Here is a 16,231-nt window from a genome sequence, read left to right as displayed (position 1 = left end):
TTACTCTTGTATCGTTTGAGGTTGAAGTACCGTTGAGACACGATCGCCTTGTTTACCGTCAGCAATCAGCTTTTGCTCGGTAATTTGATATCGAATCTTAGTACCACGTGTGATGCTGTCATCTTGTGAAAGCATGGCACGGTTGATCATCGTTAATCGGTCGTCCACCATCTTGTAGTAAAGCTCTTCGGCCTCACCATAAAGTGTCTTACCGTCATCGGTCAGTTGAGAGAAAGTCGCTAAATCACCATACCCTTCAATTTCTTCGATGGTGCCATCTTCTGGATTGCGAAGAACGATCACTTTATCAGCATTGATGTTGATGCTGCCTTGTTTAAGCTTAACATCACCAATGAAGGTTACCTTGTTGCTTTGCATATCAAGGTGCTGACTGTCTGAATCAATGTAAACAGGCTGGTCTTTATCTGTTGAGAGCGCCATAGCACTACCTGAAGCGGCCAAACAAGCTATCAGGCTAAGGTGTGAGAGTTTCATATCTACCTTGAACATAGTTATAAAGAACAGCGTGATTATCGGCAAAGTTGCCTTTCATTGCTTGTCCTTCTGTTTCAAATTGCGGGCCCACTAGAACTACTTGGTTGTCGGCCCAAAAATCACGATTGGATAATTTAATGCTGAGCTCTTCTGTCGACATCGTATCAAAGCCCGACTCGTCGAGTAGGTTATGTGCGATAACGTTGTCATACAGAGTTAGAATTTGATCGCTATCGAGCAAAGCTCTGTCTGCGGTGATTTCCCACTCCTGAGTTGTGCCTTCTTTGTATATTTTAAGTACAGGAAGGTCAAACCAAGTGTCACCACTTTCAGCAAAGTTTTCCAAATACACCGAGGTAATGATGTAGCTACGAATGCCGTCTTCGGTGTAAGAGACATTCTCAATATCACGACCAGTGAACATTGGGAGTTCTTGGTCAGGAGCGACTTGAATATCAAACTCTTGCTCTTTGTCATAGAGGTAGTAAATCGACCATGTAGAGACAAAGAAGAGTAATACATACAGAATGCGAGATAGACTCATATACTGAGGCCTTTATGGCAATCAAGTTCATCACGAGCTTGTAGGATTAAATCACAGACTTCACGAACGGCCCCGTGGCCTCCCTTAATAGTGGTGACATAGTTTGCTTGTTGAACAAGTAGTGGGTGTCCATCCGCGACACATACTTTCAACGCTACCTTCTCCATGACAGGCCAGTCGATTAAATCATCACCAATATAACCTGTTTGCTCTGGAGAGATATTGAGCTTGTCACAAATATCTAAGTAGGCTTTTACTTTATCATCTTGACCTTGATAAATGAGGGAGATGCCCAGTGCCTTCATTCGATTTTCAACGATCTGAGATTTACGACCTGTGATGATAGCGATCTCGATGCCGGCGTTCATCAGAGACTTCACACCGTATCCATCGCGAGTATGGAAGGTTTTAAGCTCTTCGCCATTGTTGCCCATGTAAATGCGACCATCAGAAAAGACGCCATCAACATCACAAATAAGCAGCTTGATCTCTTTCGCAATGTCGAGAATGTTCGCAGCTACTGGAGCATATAATGTTTGTATTTGATTCTTCAGGGCTTGAGCACTCATTAAACCACTCCTGCTTTTAACATGTCATGCATATTAAGTGCGCCAACGAGTCGACCTTCATGGCATAGCATTAAACCGTTGATACTCTTATCTTGCATTAGGTTAAGACCTTCCGCTGCCAGCATGTCTGGGTGAGCCACAGTTGGGTTTTGTGTCATTACTTCCCCAATTTGGGCGTTATGGATATCAATACGTTTGTCTAGAATACGCCTTAAATCACCATCGGTAAATATGCCGACCAGATACTGACTATCATCAACAACAGCCGTCATACCAAGCCCTTTTTGGCTAATTTCTAGTAGAGCATCGCGAATCACTGTCTCAGGTGTGACTACTGGTAGCGTACTGCCTGAGTGCATAATATCTGAGAGTTTTAGCAGTAGCTTTCTGCCCAATGCGCCACCGGGGTGTGATAAAGCAAAGTCTTCAGCGGTAAATCCACGAGCTTCCATTAATGCGACAGCTAGGGCATCGCCCATGACCAATGTAGCGGTTGTGCTAGAGGTTGGCGCTAGTTCGAGTGGACAAGCCTCTTTTGGTACCGTTATTTGCAGATGGAAGTTAGCCAGAGTTGCCATGTTGGAGTTTGGCTTTCCAGTCATGCTAATGATGCAGATATTACGACGCTTCAATACGGGAAATAGCGACAAAATTTCAGAAGATTCACCGGAGTTTGAAATAGCGAGCACGATATCATCGGCGCCAATCATCCCAAGATCGCCATGAGCCGCCTCTCCTGGGTGAACGAAGAACGATGGAGTCCCTGTACTTGCCAACGACGCCGCTATCTTATTGCCAATATGACCTGATTTGCCCATCCCCATGACAACAACTTTGCCTTGGTTATTCAAGATGCGTTCACAGGCGCCAGTAAAGTCTTGATTAAAATACTGCTCAAGTTGCTCTAATGCTTGAATCTCAGTCGTGAGAACTTGCTTGGCAACCCGATGATAATCAAATGCTGATGACATTACGTTACTCCAGTTCTGCTTTACGCAGTCATATTGATGATGAGGTATGCTTGGTAGGCGATAAAGATCAAAAACAGAACGCCACCTTCAATGCGGTTAATGCTACGAGACTTACCCAGAGCCATTATTACCAATAGTAGAGAGACGCCAAGCATGACCCAAAAGTCGCGATCCATGGCATAGGCATTGATAATAGAAGGGCTTAAAATACCAGGGATCCCCATTACCGCGAGGATGTTAAAGACGTTTGAACCGATGATATTACCCACCGCCATGTCATCTTCGCCTTTCAGTACACCAGCCAGAGAAGCGGCAAGTTCAGGTAAGCTAGTACCCACGGCGATAATGGTTAAACCGATGACTAAATCGCTCATACCAAAGAACTTGGCGATAATAACAGCATTGTTAACCAGAACATTAGCGGCAATTGGTAGAATGATTAGGCCAATAATCACCCACATAGCGGCTTTTTTGTTGCTAACGCCTTCTGGCACTTCTGACTCTTGTTCATCAATAAGAACGTCACCATTTTGCTTCTCTTTTCTACTAATACGAAGCATGGTTAGGATGAAAAAGGCGAATAGAACGAATAGCAAAATCCCTTCAGGTCGGCCAAGATGGTTATCCCACAAGATGACGCCAGCCACTAAGGTCACGCCAATCATTAGAGGAAGTTCACGTCTTAGCACGGCTGAGCTAATTGAAAGCGGTTTGATAAGTGCGGTAATACCAAGAATCAAAGCGATATTGGCGATGTTTGAGCCTAAAACGTTACCTACCGCAGTATCCGTTTTACCTTCTAGCGCTGCCGTTGCTGAAACCATCATTTCTGGTGCAGAAGAACCCATCGCTAGAATTGTCATACCGATAACAAGCGGTGATATACCAACATTTCTAGCCAGTGCCGCGGCACCAAAAACCAGTTTGTCCGCACTCCATACTAAGAATACTAGTCCGACAATGAGCAATGCTACTGCTTCCAGCATGATGATTCCTAAATTATTTCGATAATGAGTTAACCGTTAATTTTGACGGTTTGGTTGCTAAAAGGGAAGGTTAATAATGAAATTAATTCGTAGTTAATTCCCATTCCGTCTCTATTGTGACAATTGTGAGCCATTTATCTCGACTTAAACTGGATTTGCTACGCTATAACTTTAACTTCACCAGTAATATGCTTATGATTCATAGTCTAAGAGGTGCACATACATGGATGATATTGAGTGCTTATGCCACTAAGTGATCTTATTACTATCAATAACTTAACCTTCTCTCGTTCCGGGAGGGTGATTTTTGATGATATTAGCTTGTCAGTTCCGACAGGAAAAATAACCGCAATTATGGGGCCGTCTGGAATTGGAAAGACGACTCTTCTGCGATTGATTGGAGGGCAGCTCGCGCCTGATGCAGGAGAGATTTGGTTTGATGGCGACAACATTCCCCAGTTAACTCGCCATCAGCTCTATCAGGCTCGTACAAAGATGAGCATGCTATTTCAATCGGGTGCTCTGTTCACTGACTTAACCGTGTTTGATAATGTGGCATACCCGCTACGAGAACACACGCAATTAGACGAATCGCTTATTCGCACTCTTGTGTTATTGAAACTTGAAGCGGTTGGTCTACGTGGTGCCGCACAGCTGATGCCGAGTGAACTCTCAGGCGGAATGGCAAGGCGTGCGGCTTTAGCTCGGGCTATTGCTCTTGATCCTGAACTTATCATGTACGATGAACCTTTTGTTGGCCAAGATCCTATTACAATGGGGGTTCTTGTTGAGCTTATTCGTAATCTAAATCAAGCGCTTGGCGTGACTTCTGTTGTGGTCTCTCATGATGTTCCAGAAGTGATGAGCATTGCTGATTGGGTGTACTTGCTGGCTGACGGCAAGGTGATCGCCAAAGGATCGCCGCAAGACTTGGAGAATAATACGGATCCAAAAGTGGTGCAATTTTTACAAGGGTTCGCTGATGGTCCTGTGCCGTTTCGTTATCCAGCTCGTGATATTAAACAGGAGTTATTTCGATGATGACGAAATTGGCCTCAATAATCTCCTCTATCGGCCAGCGGGCTATCTCACTTTGTGAAGCCTTTGGCCGTGCTAGCTTTATGCTCTTTGGGGCGCTTGCAGCTCGCCCGCAACCGATTAAGAACTTTCCTCTACTCATAAAACAGCTTCATAGCGTTGGGGTTCAATCTCTGGCTATTATTCTCGTTTCTGGCTTGTTTATCGGCATGGTATTGAGCTTGCAAGGCTATGTCGTGCTGGTGGATTACGGTGCAGAAGGGAGCTTAGGTCAAATGGTTGCACTTTCGCTATTAAGAGAGCTTGGCCCAGTGGTGACTGCATTGCTATTTGCGGGTAGAGCTGGCTCTGCCTTAACGGCTGAAATTGGTTTGATGAAAGCCACCGAGCAGCTTTCGAGTCTTGAGATGATGGCAGTAGATCCACTTAAACGCATTATTGCTCCTAGATTTTGGGCTGGAATTATCTCAATGCCATTGCTCGCGATGATTTTTATGGCAGTCGGCATCTGGGGTGGACAAATCGTTGGTGTGGACTGGAAAGGCATTGACCATGGAAGCTTTTGGTCGGCGATGCAGTCTTCTGTTGAGCTTGGTAAAGATATCGGAAACAGCGTGATTAAATGTATGGTGTTTGCTTTCACCATTACTTGGATTGCTTTATTTAATGGTTATGACTCTGTACCAACATCAGAGGGTATTAGCCAAGCCACAACACGCACCGTCGTGCACTCATCTCTAGCTGTTTTAGGGCTAGACTTTATACTGACCGCATTGATGTTTGGGAATTAATCATGCAACAAAATAAAAAAATGGAATTTAGCGTTGGCTGCTTTGTGCTGGTTGGGATTTGCGCAATCTTGATAATGATTTTTCAAGTCGCTGACGTGAAGGGGCTAGGTTCAAACGATACTTATACCCTGCATGCTGAGTTTGACAATATTGGTAGTTTAAAGGTGCGCTCTCCAGTGAAAGTGGGTGGTGTAGTGATTGGGCGAGTGACCAGTATTGGTCTTAATCCTAATAATCTACTGCCAATGGTATCGATGGATGTCAGCAGCAACTATCAGCAGTTTCCCGAGACGTCGAGTTTACAAATATTGACGTCTGGTCTTATTGGTGAACAGTACATCAGCTTGGTGCCTGGGTTTGTTTTTGATGATGAAGAGATGTTGGTGGACGGAGACTATGTTGAAGACACCAAGTCGGCTTTGGTGCTTGAAAATCTAATTGGTCAGGTGCTTTATAGTCTTGGCGGTTCTGACGATAGTGCAGCAGAGGAGCAATAGGATGTTAAAGTCATGGTTAATGAAAGTGACGATGGGCCTTTGTGGAGGCTTGTTCGTACTCTTTTCAGTTCAAGCGGAAGAGATCGATAAAACTCAGCCATATCAGATGATGAAACAAGTCTCAGTCCAAGCATTTGATCGTCTTAAGTCGGAACAAGAGTTGGTTCAACAAGATCCTGAATATTTAAAGGTCATTGTTGAAGAGGAGTTGATGCCATACGTTAATGATCGTTACGCTGCCCTGAAGCTTTTAGGACAGAACGTTCGAGGGGCAGATCGAAATGATGTTGGAGTCTTTATGCAAGCCTTTCGTAAGTATCTTGTCACCTCTTACGCGCAGGTATTGACTCAATACACTAACCAGACGATTGAATTAGGCCCAGAGCCCTATTTGGAAGAGGGAAAGCGCATTACTAGCATTAAAGTGGATATTGTCGATACACCAAGACCGAATATTCAGCTTGAGTTTAAGCTGCGTAAAGATAAGAAAACCGGAGAGTGGGCGGCCTTTGATATTATTGCTGAAGGCATCAGTTTGCTTTCAAGTAAGCAGTCCGAGTGGGGCGGTAAAATTCGTCAAGAGGGTATTTTAACGGTAGCTAAAGAGCTAGAGTCTTTAGCGGCCCAGCCAGTACGCTTTGAGAGAACCCAATAATGAGTCACCCTCAATGGCAGCAATCTAACTTTGACAGTGTGAGCTTACTCGGTACGATTGATAGAGAGTCAGTTCCCTCTTTATGGCGCTACGCTCAAACATGGAAGACCAGTGAAAAAGAGGTCGAAATATCATTGAAAAACGTAGAAAGAATCGATTCTGCGGGAATGGTGATGTTAATTCACTTAATAGAGCATGCAAAAAAACAAAACTGTCATATAATGCTCAGCTTCGTGCCAGAGCAGCTGAGCACCTTATTTAAGTTAAGTCATATAGAATCCGTCTTAACAGAACATATACACACAAAGCAGAGGTGAATTGTGGATAGCGCAAAAGTACAACAGATTTTAGAAGAGACGTTAAGCCTTCAAGAAGTGCACGTAAAAGGCGAGGGAAGCCATTACGAAGTCGTCGCTGTTGATGCTTGTTTTGATGGAATGAGCCGCGTTAAAAAACAACAACTTATTTATGCACCTCTGATGGAATTCATTCAAAGAAACGACATCCATGCAGTATCAATAAAAGCGTTTACGCCTGAAGAGTGGGCTCGCGATAAAAAACTGATGTCGTTGTAAGGTTATTTAATGGAAAAGTTTCGAGTAATTGGATCAAGCCAACCACTTAGTGGTGAGGTGACGATCTCTGGTGCTAAAAATGCAGCACTGCCTATCTTATTTGCATCAATCTTAGCTGAAGAGCCAGTTGAAGTGAGTAATGTTCCGCATCTTCGTGATATTGATACAACGATGGAGCTGCTTAAACGTCTAGGCGCAAAAGTGTCACGTAACGGCTCTGTTCATGTTGATCCAAGCGATATTAATGAATTTTGTGCACCGTACGATTTAGTGAAAACGATGCGTGCTTCTATTTGGGCGTTAGGTCCGTTGGTCGCTCGTTTTGGTGAAGGTCAAGTTTCTCTTCCTGGTGGTTGTGCGATTGGTGCACGTCCTGTTGATCTTCATATCCATGGGTTAGAGCAACTTGGTGCAACGATTGTTCTTGAAGATGGTTATGTGAAAGCCTCTGTCGATGGTCGTCTTAAAGGCGCTCACATTGTGATGGATAAAGTGAGCGTAGGCGCAACGATTACGATCATGTGTGCAGCGACACTTGCTGAAGGCACAACGGTACTAGATAACTCAGCGCGTGAGCCTGAGATTGTTGATACCGCGGACTTCCTAAATAAGCTAGGTGCTAAAATTAGTGGTGCAGGTACTGATACGATTACGATTGAAGGTGTTGATCGCCTGAATGGTGGTAAGCACGCGGTTGTGGCTGATCGTATCGAAACAGGGACATTCCTTGTTGCCGCTGCAGTATCAGGTGGCAAAGTGGTGTGTCGGAATACCAATGCTCACCTTTTAGAAGCTGTATTAGCCAAGCTTGAAGAAGCAGGTGCTGATGTTGAAACGGGTGAAGATTGGATCAGTGTAGATATGACTGAACGTGAGCTTAAAGCGGTAACGATACGTACTGCGCCTCACCCTGGCTTCCCTACGGACATGCAAGCACAATTTACGCTATTAAACTTAATGGCGAAAGGTGGTGGCGTGATCACTGAGAATATCTTTGAAAACCGTTTTATGCATGTTCCTGAACTGATGCGTATGGGCGCGAAAGCTGAGATTGAAGGCAACACGGTTATCTGTGGCGATGTTGATGAACTTAGTGGCGCTCAAGTGATGGCAACGGACCTTCGTGCCTCAGCAAGCTTAGTGATTGCAGGCTGTATTGCACAAGGCGAAACGATTGTTGATCGTATATACCACATCGATCGTGGCTACGACAAAATTGAAGATAAGCTGTCTGCACTGGGTGCAAATATTGAGCGATTCAAAGAATCGAGTTAATATCAGCGTAAGAATTAGAGCCGAAACCTTATTCCCAAATTGGCATAGCGTTTCGGCTTTTTTATTAGGTTCTATTGGAGAACAGAAATGATTGCACTATTACGTGTATTGGCTTTGGCGATCTTTGCGGTCGTCATGTTTGTTTTTGGCTGCGGCTACTGTCTATTTAGCCCACGCAACCCTAAACACGTATTCACATTTGGTCGATACTTTGGCCGCATGTCAAAAGTATTCGGTATTAAGTTAGAGCTTCGCATCCCTGAAGACGCTTATGATCGCGGCCAGCATGTCTACATCGCTAACCACCAAAACAGTTGGGATCTATTCACCATCTCTTCAGCGGTAACACCAAAGGTAGTCACGGTTGGTAAGAAAAGCTTAGCTTGGATGCCACTATTTGGTCAGCTTTATTGGCTAACGGGTAATATTCTTATTGATCGCGCCAACCGTTCTAAAGCGAAAGGAACGATTGATCAGGTTGTAGATAGCATTAAGAAGAGTGGTGTGTCGGTTTGGATGTTCCCAGAAGGGACGCGTTCAAGAGGCCGTGGCCTACTGCCATTTAAAACTGGTGCTTTCCATGCGGCGATCGGCGCTGAAGTCCCTATCATTCCGATCGTGTGTAGCTCTACAGATGGCGTTAAGCTAAACCGTTGGGATAATGGTCATGTCATTGTTGAAATGCTGCCACCTGTAAGCACAGAAGGCTATGGTAAAGAGAACCTTCGTCAGTTAGCCAATGACTGCCGTGAGCAGATGAAAGATAAGCTTGAAGCTCTGGATAAAGAAGTAGAAAGCTTGAATCAAGCTCAAACAGCAAAGAGTTAAATTTTAGACATAACGAAAAGCCAGCACATGTTGCTGGTTTTTTTATGCCTGATGATCATGACTCTGAAGAAGAAGCACCAGGAGACGAGCAAGCGTGTTGTTTCGGATTTGGTAGCACATCGTATGAATAATCAAACCTAGATCGTAGGGAGCATAGAGCAGGAATATTTCTAGGGGGAGAGATAGGAGATATTAAAATGACAAGCATAAAAAAAGACCTCATCAAATGATGAGGTCTCTTAAAAAGTGGCTCCCCTTGCAAGACTTGAACTTGCGACATACGGATTAACAGTCCGCCGTTCTACCAACTGAACTAAAGGGGAACAGATTTTTATCTTCTTAAAGAAAGAAGTGGTGCCGACTACCGGAGTCGAACTGGTGACCTACTGATTACAAGTCAGTTGCTCTACCTACTGAGCTAAGTCGGCACTTATTTTTTTAACTACCGTTTTCACGTTAGTTGTAATGTGGCTCCCTTTGCTGGACTTGAACCAGCGACATACGGATTAACAGTCCGGCGTTCTACCAACTGAACTAAAAGGGAACAGATTTTACTTCTCAACATTCAGAGAAGGCATAAAAAGAATGGTGCCGACTACCGGAGTCGAACTGGTGACCTACTGATTACAAGTCAGTTGCTCTACCTACTGAGCTAAGTCGGCACACTATATTCTTCTTACTTTACAATTGTCGATGTCAAGACACCAGCAATTTTAAATTGTGGTGCCCGGAGGCGGAATCGAACCACCGACACGAGGATTTTCAATCCTCTGCTCTACCGACTGAGCTATCCGGGCGACGAGGTGTATTAAACGGTTTTTCTCTTTTCAGGTCAACATTAAATTGCAAAAAAAATATCGTTTGGTGTTTTTCTATACTCAGTGAGGCATTTTTATTCATTATGAGCAGTTAAACGACAGTATATGGTTATTGCTGCAAGAGATAAGGGAACAAGCAAGTGGAAATAAAGAGAAAAAAAGCACGCTAGAATGCGTGCTTTTTGCTATCTGATAAGAAAATTACTTCTTAATCGTGAACTTGTTAACCCAAGTTTCTAATTCATTAGATAGAGAAGTGAGAGTTTGAGTGCTGTTGTGGCTCTCAGTAACGACGCCACTAAGCTGCGTTCCACTCTCTTCGATCATATTGATTCGTTTTGAAATGTCATCACCAACTTGAGTCTGTTCAGCCGCTGCAGTAGCAATTTGATGGCTCATCGCTGAAATTGACTCTAATGCAACTACGATCTGCTGAAGTGCTTCAGACGCGTTCTGTGATTCAGTAACGGTACTTTGGCTCGTTTCAGCACACACTTCCATTGTATTAATGGCATTACGTGAGCCTTCTTGAAGGTTATTGATCATTTGCTGAATCTCTTTGGTACTCTCTTGAGTTCGGCCTGCCAGATTACGAACCTCATCAGCAACCACAGCAAAGCCTCTACCTTGTTCACCCGCTCGGGCTGCCTCAATGGCGGCGTTAAGCGCAAGTAGGTTAGTTTGCTCGGCAATATCACCGATAACGTCTAAGACTTTTACAATACTGTTTACGTCGTTATCGAGATCCGCAACAGCCTGACTTGCAGTACCAAGCTGCGTCGCTAAGCCTTCAATGTTTTCTACCGTGTTGTGAATTAGATTTTGAGTATGCTGACTCTGCTTATCCGCTTCATCAGTATTGCTCGCCGTGTCACGAGCTGAATCGGCCACATTGTTAGCTGAAGAGGCCATCTCAGTCATTGCTGTTGCAATCATTGCGGTTGATTGTTGCTGAGTGTCAGTTAACGAAGCAATGCTACCTGCACGCTCTTCTACTTGGCTTAATTCGTTACGTAGTGCATGCATCGAACTATCGAGGTTGGTAACGAGCTCTGCGAGTGAGCGGCTCATCTGTTGTACGGCGTGATAGATGCTGCCTGAAGGTGCAGACTTATCAAAAGATATTTGAATATTACCGTCGGCTACAGCTTGAACTGCGTCGCTTACTTCTTGAGGCTCTCCACCGAGTAGGGCAAGGATTTTGCGAATAGAGATAATAACAATGGTGAGGATGGCTCCTGCAATGATAACGCAAAGGAATAGCTGCCATTGGGCTGTTGCCCAAAATCGAGCATTTGCCTCGTTAAAACCGATACCAGTACCAACAACCCAATTCCAACGAGGGGTTTTTTGAGCGATAGAGAGTTTACTTTCTATAGACCCATCTGCTTGCTTTTGGGTCCAGGTGTATTCGACAAGTTGGTTAGAGCGTCCAAGTGCGTTAAGGAGGATTTGACCAACGCTGTTCCCGCTACCATCTTTAAAGTCGTGAAAGCTGGTGTCATGAATTTCCGGATCGTGAGGAGCGGCTACAAAAATGAGATTCTCGTCGGCAACATAAACGTACTCATTATCTTTATAGATATTATTACGCAAAAGACGGGTTGCAAGCTGCTTTGCTTGGTCGTCATCGAGTGTGCCATCTGCCGCCATTTTTTCGACTTCGGTTAAAACACTGTAGGCGCTTTTAAAGAGTTCAGTCACGCGTGCTTTATTATCGAGATTACTCGCAACACGAAGTGTCCAAAGGCCCGTCATTGTTAACGCAAGCAAGGCAATAAGGATAAGACTGGAAAGTATGTAAGCTTGTGTTTTTAATTTCATTTGCTCTGTCCCCACTGAGGTAGTGGTTTTTATTAGGTAATGTTCATATCGGAATGATATGTAAAATTAATCATAGTGTAGAAATTCTGACACGAGTATGTGCTTAGCACTAAAATATGATAGAGATTAAATTTCTAACGCAAAAAAAGTTTCGAACTAAAGTGTTGTTATCAAACGGCTCATATCTTAATTGGGTTAAATATCAGTTTGAGTATGGTTGATGTTTAGAGTGAAACTGAGAAAGGCTCGAGGTTTTTAATGTACTGAAATGCAAAAAGGCCTCATCAAATGATGAGGCCTTCTTTAAAGTGGCTCCCCTTGCAAGACTTGAACTTGCGACATACGGATTAACAGTCCGCCGTTCTACCAACTGAACTAAAGGGGAATTATCTGTGTCAACATCAGGTCTAAAAAGACCATTATTTGTTAAGCACCAAATAATGGTGCCTCGAGGCGGAATCGAACCACCGACACGAGGATTTTCAATCCTCTGCTCTACCGACTGAGCTATCGAGGCAAAAGAATGGTGCCGACTACCGGAGTCGAACTGGTGACCTACTGATTACAAGTCAGTTGCTCTACCTACTGAGCTAAGTCGGCACACTAAATTCTTAATGCTTCTGTTCGTGTTTAATTTTACTTAGACACCAACAAATCAAATTGTGGTGCCCGGAGGCGGAATCGAACCACCGACACGAGGATTTTCAATCCTCTGCTCTACCGACTGAGCTATCCGGGCAACGGAGCGCTATTAAACGGATTTTCTTCCACTTCGTCAACCGCTTTTTTTAAAAAATGCAAAAAAAGTGATTAACTGCCGCTTATTTAGCCAGATGTGTCGCTTAGGTTTTGCCTGCGTTAAATTCTTTCTTGTAATTTGTAACTTTTTCTAGATAACGGCGCGCTTCCGCATTTGAGTGTTTATTGGTTAGTGCCCAATAAACTTGATTCGGCTGTAGTGAGTTGAGATCGCGCATTGCTCTCTTACGGTCATTTCGATTAAACGTGTTCAATACACCGCCAGCACCGCCGTTATAGGCTGAGATCATACTGTATTCGAGAGAGAGTGGATGGTTAATATCTTTTAGGTAGCGATTTTTTAAGATGTAGAAATACGCCGTACCCGTATCGATGTTCTTTGCGGGATCAAATAAGTATTCAGGCGAGGGTTCACCCGGTTTCTTTTTTACTAGTTTGAATACATCACGACCTGCTGTTTTAGGTACAACTTGCATCAGGCCATAGGCATTTGCCCAGCTTACCGCATAAGGGTTAAAACTACTTTCTGTCTTGATGATGGCGTAGATAAGATCTTCTGGTATATCGTATTTTTGCGAGGCTTGACGAACAATGCTAGCGTATTGATAGCTTCGGATCTCGACTTGATCTTCAACCATAGGAATCTCGACATAATAGGCTTTTTTAAAGTCTACATCTTTTGTTTTCAAATGGTTAGCGATCAGGTAGTCGGCAAATTGGTTTGCTCTCCACGACCATTGAATCGGTTTTTTATCTTGGTCAACAACTTGCTCATAGAGAAATGGGCGGCCTTCAAGCTTAATGCTCTTGGAAGAAAATAGGTCGACATTTGCCGGATCATCAGGCGTCAATAGGGTGGTGACAATGGCGCTTTTTAAGTGCTTTTTAGGGTCGGTAGGAGAGACGGTTTCGACGATAATGGTGCCTTTGTCAAAGTTCACTTCAGACCGACTTAGGTAATTGTCTATGTATTTTACGTAGTTACTTTTACCGGCTACTTTAATCTCGCGACTACCCCAGCGTTTTTCTATGTTGCCGCTAAAACTGCTGATCAGTGCATCAAGTGCACCTAGATCTTTCTCAAATTGACCGGGAAGTTCAGCGAGGTTGGTAGCAAATCGATTGGTTGGCTCGTAGTTAACGGAGTAGATATTTTCTATAAACTCTCGGCTACAGCCGGTTAATGTTGTTGCACTCACAAGCGCTGCTGTAAAAAAGTAGGCTAACTTTTTCATAGATTCCCTAGATTGGTATCAATCCCTAAAAAATTGGTGTCTGAAGGTTATAAAGAGCACCGATGAATTTGATGCTCTTTAGGCGAGTAACGCACTCTATATCCGGTTACTGGCTTGGTGGTGTGTAGCCTTCAATGTGAACTTCTTTACCTTCAAATAGAAAGGCAACCATTTCAGTTTCCAGAAGTTTACGGTGCTCAGGATCCATCATGTTGAGTTTCTTTTCGTTGATGAGCATCGTTTGCTTACTCTGCCACTGTGCCCACGCCTCTTTTGAAATACTGTCAAAGATACGTTTACCCAGTTCGCCCGGGTAAAGTTGAAAATCCAACCCTTCAGCGTCTTTATTTAAACGAGCACAAAATACTGTACGGCTCATAGTGATTCCTTATTAAATTGATGATTGAAGTTCGAAAGGTAGGCTTTCCAGTAATTGTTTTACTGGTGCGGCTAAACCGACTTCATCTGGTTGAGATAAGTTATACCAAAGACCTTTAGCCTCTTCCATTATCAAATCAGGTTGTTTTGACAACTCAATCAATATTGGTGTGATATCGAGGTGATAATGGCTAAATGTATGGCGAAATGAGATTAACGTCTGCTGACTCGTAATATGTTTAGTTTGAATAGCGCGCTTATCCAGTGTCTGTTCAATGTTCTCATTAGCGTGTTCTGGAAAGCAGTATAGCCCGCCCCAAATACCAGATTGAGGCCTCTGCTCTAACCAAACTTGATTATCGTTATGCAGAATAACAAACCAAGCCTCTTTCACTGGTTTTTCTTTTTTCGGTTTTTTACCCGGGTAATCAAGGGGGTTATTTTGTTTATTTGCAACACACAGAGTCTCGATAGGGCAGAGTGAGCACTTTGGTTTGCTTCGTGTGCAGACCATTGCCCCCATATCCATCATTGCTTGATTATATTTATCGACGTCACTATTGGGCGTATGCGCTTCAGCGATTTCCCAGAGCTTGTTTTCTACTTTCTTTTGCCCCGGCCATCCATCAACGGCAAAGCTGCGCGCCAAGGTTCTTTTTACATTGCCGTCCAAGATGGCGTGAGGCTGCTTGTAAACGGACGACAAAATAGCGGCTGCAGTTGAACGCCCAATGCCAGGTAGGGCATTCATTTGCTCAATCTGAAGTGGAAATTCACCTTTGTATTCAGTCGCGACAATTTTCGCGGCTTTGTGGAGGTTTCTCGCTCTGGCGTAGTAACCAAGCCCCGTCCAAAGGTGAAGTACTTCATCTTGATTCGCGTTGGCTAAGTCGACAACCGTTGGGAAGCGCTCTAGGAAGCGTTCATAGTACGGGATAACCGTAGTAACTTGCGTCTGCTGCAACATGATTTCAGAGAGCCAAACACTGTAGGCAGTTTTGTTTTGTTGCCACGGTAAACTTTTTCGCCCGTAGGCGTCATACCATTCTAAAATGGCGTTTGCGAAAGGTGTCACGACATACTCGATGTTTTTCTTTTATTAGGTCTAAAATTGCACCACAATTACGGTTGGATGTAAAACCGACAAATTGTGTGGGAATTTATCTGTAGAAAGACTTGCACCCGAGGCGATTCTTTGGATAATCCCCGCTTTGATTAATCAATGTGCAGGCAAAGACCAATGAGTGAAGTGACCACCAACGAATATACTGAAGACGGCAAACTGGTTCGTAAGATCCGTAGTTTTGTTCGTCGCGAAGGCCGCTTAACAAAAGGCCAAGAAAATGCGATGAACGAATGCTGGCCAACAATGGGCATCGATTACAACCCTGAGCTACTTAACTGGAGTGAAGTGTTTGGCAATGACAACCCTGTTGTACTAGAGATTGGTTTCGGTATGGGTGCTTCATTGGTTGAGATGGCAAAGAATGCCCCTGAGAAAAATTTCTTAGGTATTGAAGTACACAGCCCTGGTGTTGGTGCATGTTTAGGAACGGCTCGTGATGTCGGTGTGACTAACTTACGCGTTATGTGTCATGATGCGGTTGAAGTATTCGAACACATGATTCCAAACGATAGCCTGCATACGCTACAGCTTTTCTTCCCAGACCCTTGGCACAAAGCTCGTCACCACAAGCGTCGTATTGTTAAAGCGGAATTTGCGGAAATGGTACGTGGCAAGCTTCAACTTGAAACCGGTATTTTCCACATGGCAACTGATTGGGAAAACTACGCAGAGCACATGATTGATGTGATGAAAGTAGCACCAGGTTTCACTAATATTGCCACTGATGGTGATTATATCCCTCGTCCAGATGAGCGTCCTCTTACTAAGTTTGAAGCACGTGGTCATCGTTTAGGTCATGGTGTTTGGGATATTAAATATCGTCGTACCGCTTAATCTTTCATTTTGATTAAGTACTGAGAAAAGCCA

Annotated in this window: 18 protein-coding genes and 9 tRNA genes; 9 read left to right on the top strand and 18 right to left on the bottom strand. The window is 43.9% G+C overall.

Annotated features, from left to right (window positions below; genetic code table 11):
• Genes lptA through KP803_RS07260 form a run of 5 tightly spaced genes read right to left on the bottom strand, consistent with a single transcriptional unit; the run spans position 1 to position 3,565 of the window.
• Positions 1-495, bottom strand: coding sequence for a lipopolysaccharide transport periplasmic protein LptA (gene lptA, locus KP803_RS07280; protein ID WP_248008183.1), 495 nt, complete (start codon positions 493-495; stop codon positions 1-3).
• Entirely contained in the window at positions 476-1,039 is a 564-nt protein-coding gene (lptC, locus tag KP803_RS07275; RefSeq protein WP_248008182.1) for an LPS export ABC transporter periplasmic protein LptC, read from the bottom strand. Before lptC ends, lptA begins: the two co-directional genes overlap by 20 nt.
• Positions 1,036-1,608: a 3-deoxy-manno-octulosonate-8-phosphatase KdsC gene (gene kdsC / locus KP803_RS07270; RefSeq protein WP_427916927.1), complete on the bottom strand. Its 573-nt coding sequence runs from the start codon at positions 1,606-1,608 to the stop codon at positions 1,036-1,038. The genes lptC and kdsC overlap by 4 nt, the downstream gene beginning before the upstream one ends.
• Positions 1,608-2,579 carry a KpsF/GutQ family sugar-phosphate isomerase gene (locus KP803_RS07265; RefSeq protein WP_248008181.1) on the bottom strand — a complete coding sequence of 324 codons (972 nt, stop codon included), beginning with the start codon at positions 2,577-2,579 and terminating at the stop codon, positions 1,608-1,610. The genes kdsC and KP803_RS07265 overlap by 1 nt, the downstream gene beginning before the upstream one ends.
• Before the next feature lie 20 nt (positions 2,580-2,599).
• Positions 2,600-3,565: a calcium/sodium antiporter gene (locus KP803_RS07260; protein ID WP_248008180.1), complete on the bottom strand. Its 966-nt coding sequence runs from the start codon at positions 3,563-3,565 to the stop codon at positions 2,600-2,602.
• Positions 3,566-3,808: 243 nt separating this feature from the next.
• On the opposite strand from KP803_RS07260, the gene mlaF reads away from it, so the two are divergent.
• From mlaF to KP803_RS07220, 8 genes are all read left to right on the top strand, one after another.
• Positions 3,809-4,606 carry a phospholipid ABC transporter ATP-binding protein MlaF gene (gene mlaF, locus KP803_RS07255; protein WP_248008179.1) on the top strand — a complete coding sequence of 266 codons (798 nt, stop codon included), beginning with the start codon at positions 3,809-3,811 and terminating at the stop codon, positions 4,604-4,606.
• Positions 4,606-5,394 carry a lipid asymmetry maintenance ABC transporter permease subunit MlaE gene (gene mlaE, locus KP803_RS07250; protein ID WP_427916935.1) on the top strand — a complete coding sequence of 263 codons (789 nt, stop codon included), beginning with the start codon at positions 4,606-4,608 and terminating at the stop codon, positions 5,392-5,394. The genes mlaF and mlaE overlap by 1 nt, the downstream gene beginning before the upstream one ends.
• A 2-nt stretch (positions 5,395-5,396) precedes the next feature.
• Complete coding sequence (gene mlaD / locus KP803_RS07245) at positions 5,397-5,891, top strand: outer membrane lipid asymmetry maintenance protein MlaD (RefSeq protein ID WP_248008177.1); 495 nt, start codon at positions 5,397-5,399, stop codon at positions 5,889-5,891.
• Positions 5,892-5,922: 31 nt separating this feature from the next.
• Positions 5,923-6,546 (top strand): MlaC/ttg2D family ABC transporter substrate-binding protein, encoded by a 624-nt coding sequence (locus KP803_RS07240; protein WP_248008456.1) that lies wholly within the window; start codon positions 5,923-5,925, stop codon positions 6,544-6,546.
• Entirely contained in the window at positions 6,546-6,863 is a 318-nt protein-coding gene (locus KP803_RS07235) for an STAS domain-containing protein (protein ID WP_248008176.1), read from the top strand. Before KP803_RS07240 ends, KP803_RS07235 begins: the two co-directional genes overlap by 1 nt.
• A 3-nt stretch (positions 6,864-6,866) precedes the next feature.
• Entirely contained in the window at positions 6,867-7,121 is a 255-nt protein-coding gene (ibaG, locus tag KP803_RS07230) for a BolA family protein (protein WP_248008175.1), read from the top strand.
• Between the two features lie 9 nt (positions 7,122-7,130).
• Positions 7,131-8,396, top strand: coding sequence for a UDP-N-acetylglucosamine 1-carboxyvinyltransferase (murA, locus tag KP803_RS07225; RefSeq protein ID WP_248008174.1), 1,266 nt, complete (start codon positions 7,131-7,133; stop codon positions 8,394-8,396).
• A gap of 87 nt (positions 8,397-8,483) precedes the next feature.
• A complete protein-coding gene (locus KP803_RS07220) occupies positions 8,484-9,224 on the top strand; it encodes a 1-acylglycerol-3-phosphate O-acyltransferase (RefSeq protein ID WP_248008173.1) in 741 nt (246 codons plus the stop codon).
• A gap of 247 nt (positions 9,225-9,471) precedes the next feature.
• Here the strand turns inward: KP803_RS07220 and KP803_RS07215 are convergent.
• From KP803_RS07215 to mutY, 13 genes are all read right to left on the bottom strand, one after another.
• A tRNA-Asn gene (locus KP803_RS07215) sits at positions 9,472-9,547 on the bottom strand.
• A gap of 29 nt (positions 9,548-9,576) precedes the next feature.
• Positions 9,577-9,652, bottom strand: a tRNA-Thr gene (locus KP803_RS07210).
• A gap of 40 nt (positions 9,653-9,692) precedes the next feature.
• Positions 9,693-9,768, bottom strand: a tRNA-Asn gene (locus KP803_RS07205).
• Positions 9,769-9,810: 42 nt separating this feature from the next.
• Positions 9,811-9,886: transfer RNA gene (locus KP803_RS07200), tRNA-Thr, on the bottom strand.
• 59 nt (positions 9,887-9,945) lie between these two features.
• Positions 9,946-10,021: transfer RNA gene (locus KP803_RS07195), tRNA-Phe, on the bottom strand.
• Between the two features lie 222 nt (positions 10,022-10,243).
• Positions 10,244-11,866, bottom strand: a complete 1,623-nt coding sequence (locus tag KP803_RS07190; protein ID WP_248008172.1) for a methyl-accepting chemotaxis protein — start codon at positions 11,864-11,866, stop codon at positions 10,244-10,246.
• Between the two features lie 309 nt (positions 11,867-12,175).
• A tRNA-Asn gene (locus KP803_RS07185) sits at positions 12,176-12,251 on the bottom strand.
• A 56-nt stretch (positions 12,252-12,307) separates the two neighbouring features.
• A tRNA-Phe gene (locus KP803_RS07180) sits at positions 12,308-12,383 on the bottom strand.
• 7 nt (positions 12,384-12,390) lie between these two features.
• Positions 12,391-12,466: transfer RNA gene (locus KP803_RS07175), tRNA-Thr, on the bottom strand.
• A 63-nt stretch (positions 12,467-12,529) separates the two neighbouring features.
• A tRNA-Phe gene (locus tag KP803_RS07170) sits at positions 12,530-12,605 on the bottom strand.
• Between the two features lie 103 nt (positions 12,606-12,708).
• A complete protein-coding gene (mltC, locus tag KP803_RS07165) occupies positions 12,709-13,860 on the bottom strand; it encodes a membrane-bound lytic murein transglycosylase MltC (RefSeq protein ID WP_248008171.1) in 1,152 nt (383 codons plus the stop codon).
• Between the two features lie 106 nt (positions 13,861-13,966).
• The gene (locus KP803_RS07160; RefSeq protein WP_248008170.1) at positions 13,967-14,239 is read right to left on the bottom strand and encodes an oxidative damage protection protein; all 273 of its coding nucleotides are present in this window, start codon (positions 14,237-14,239) and stop codon (positions 13,967-13,969) included.
• Between the two features lie 12 nt (positions 14,240-14,251).
• Positions 14,252-15,313 carry an A/G-specific adenine glycosylase gene (gene mutY / locus KP803_RS07155; RefSeq protein ID WP_248008169.1) on the bottom strand — a complete coding sequence of 354 codons (1,062 nt, stop codon included), beginning with the start codon at positions 15,311-15,313 and terminating at the stop codon, positions 14,252-14,254.
• 165 nt (positions 15,314-15,478) lie between these two features.
• On the opposite strand from mutY, the gene trmB reads away from it, so the two are divergent.
• Entirely contained in the window at positions 15,479-16,198 is a 720-nt protein-coding gene (gene trmB / locus KP803_RS07150) for a tRNA (guanosine(46)-N7)-methyltransferase TrmB (RefSeq protein ID WP_248008168.1), read from the top strand.
• Positions 16,199-16,231 lie beyond the last annotated feature (33 nt).

This window comes from Vibrio amylolyticus, from assembly GCF_023145695.1.
GTDB classification, from domain to species: Bacteria; Pseudomonadota; Gammaproteobacteria; order Enterobacterales; family Vibrionaceae; genus Vibrio; species Vibrio amylolyticus.
Note: the sequence above shows the minus strand (reverse complement) of the source record. Positions and strands in the feature narration are given on the sequence as shown.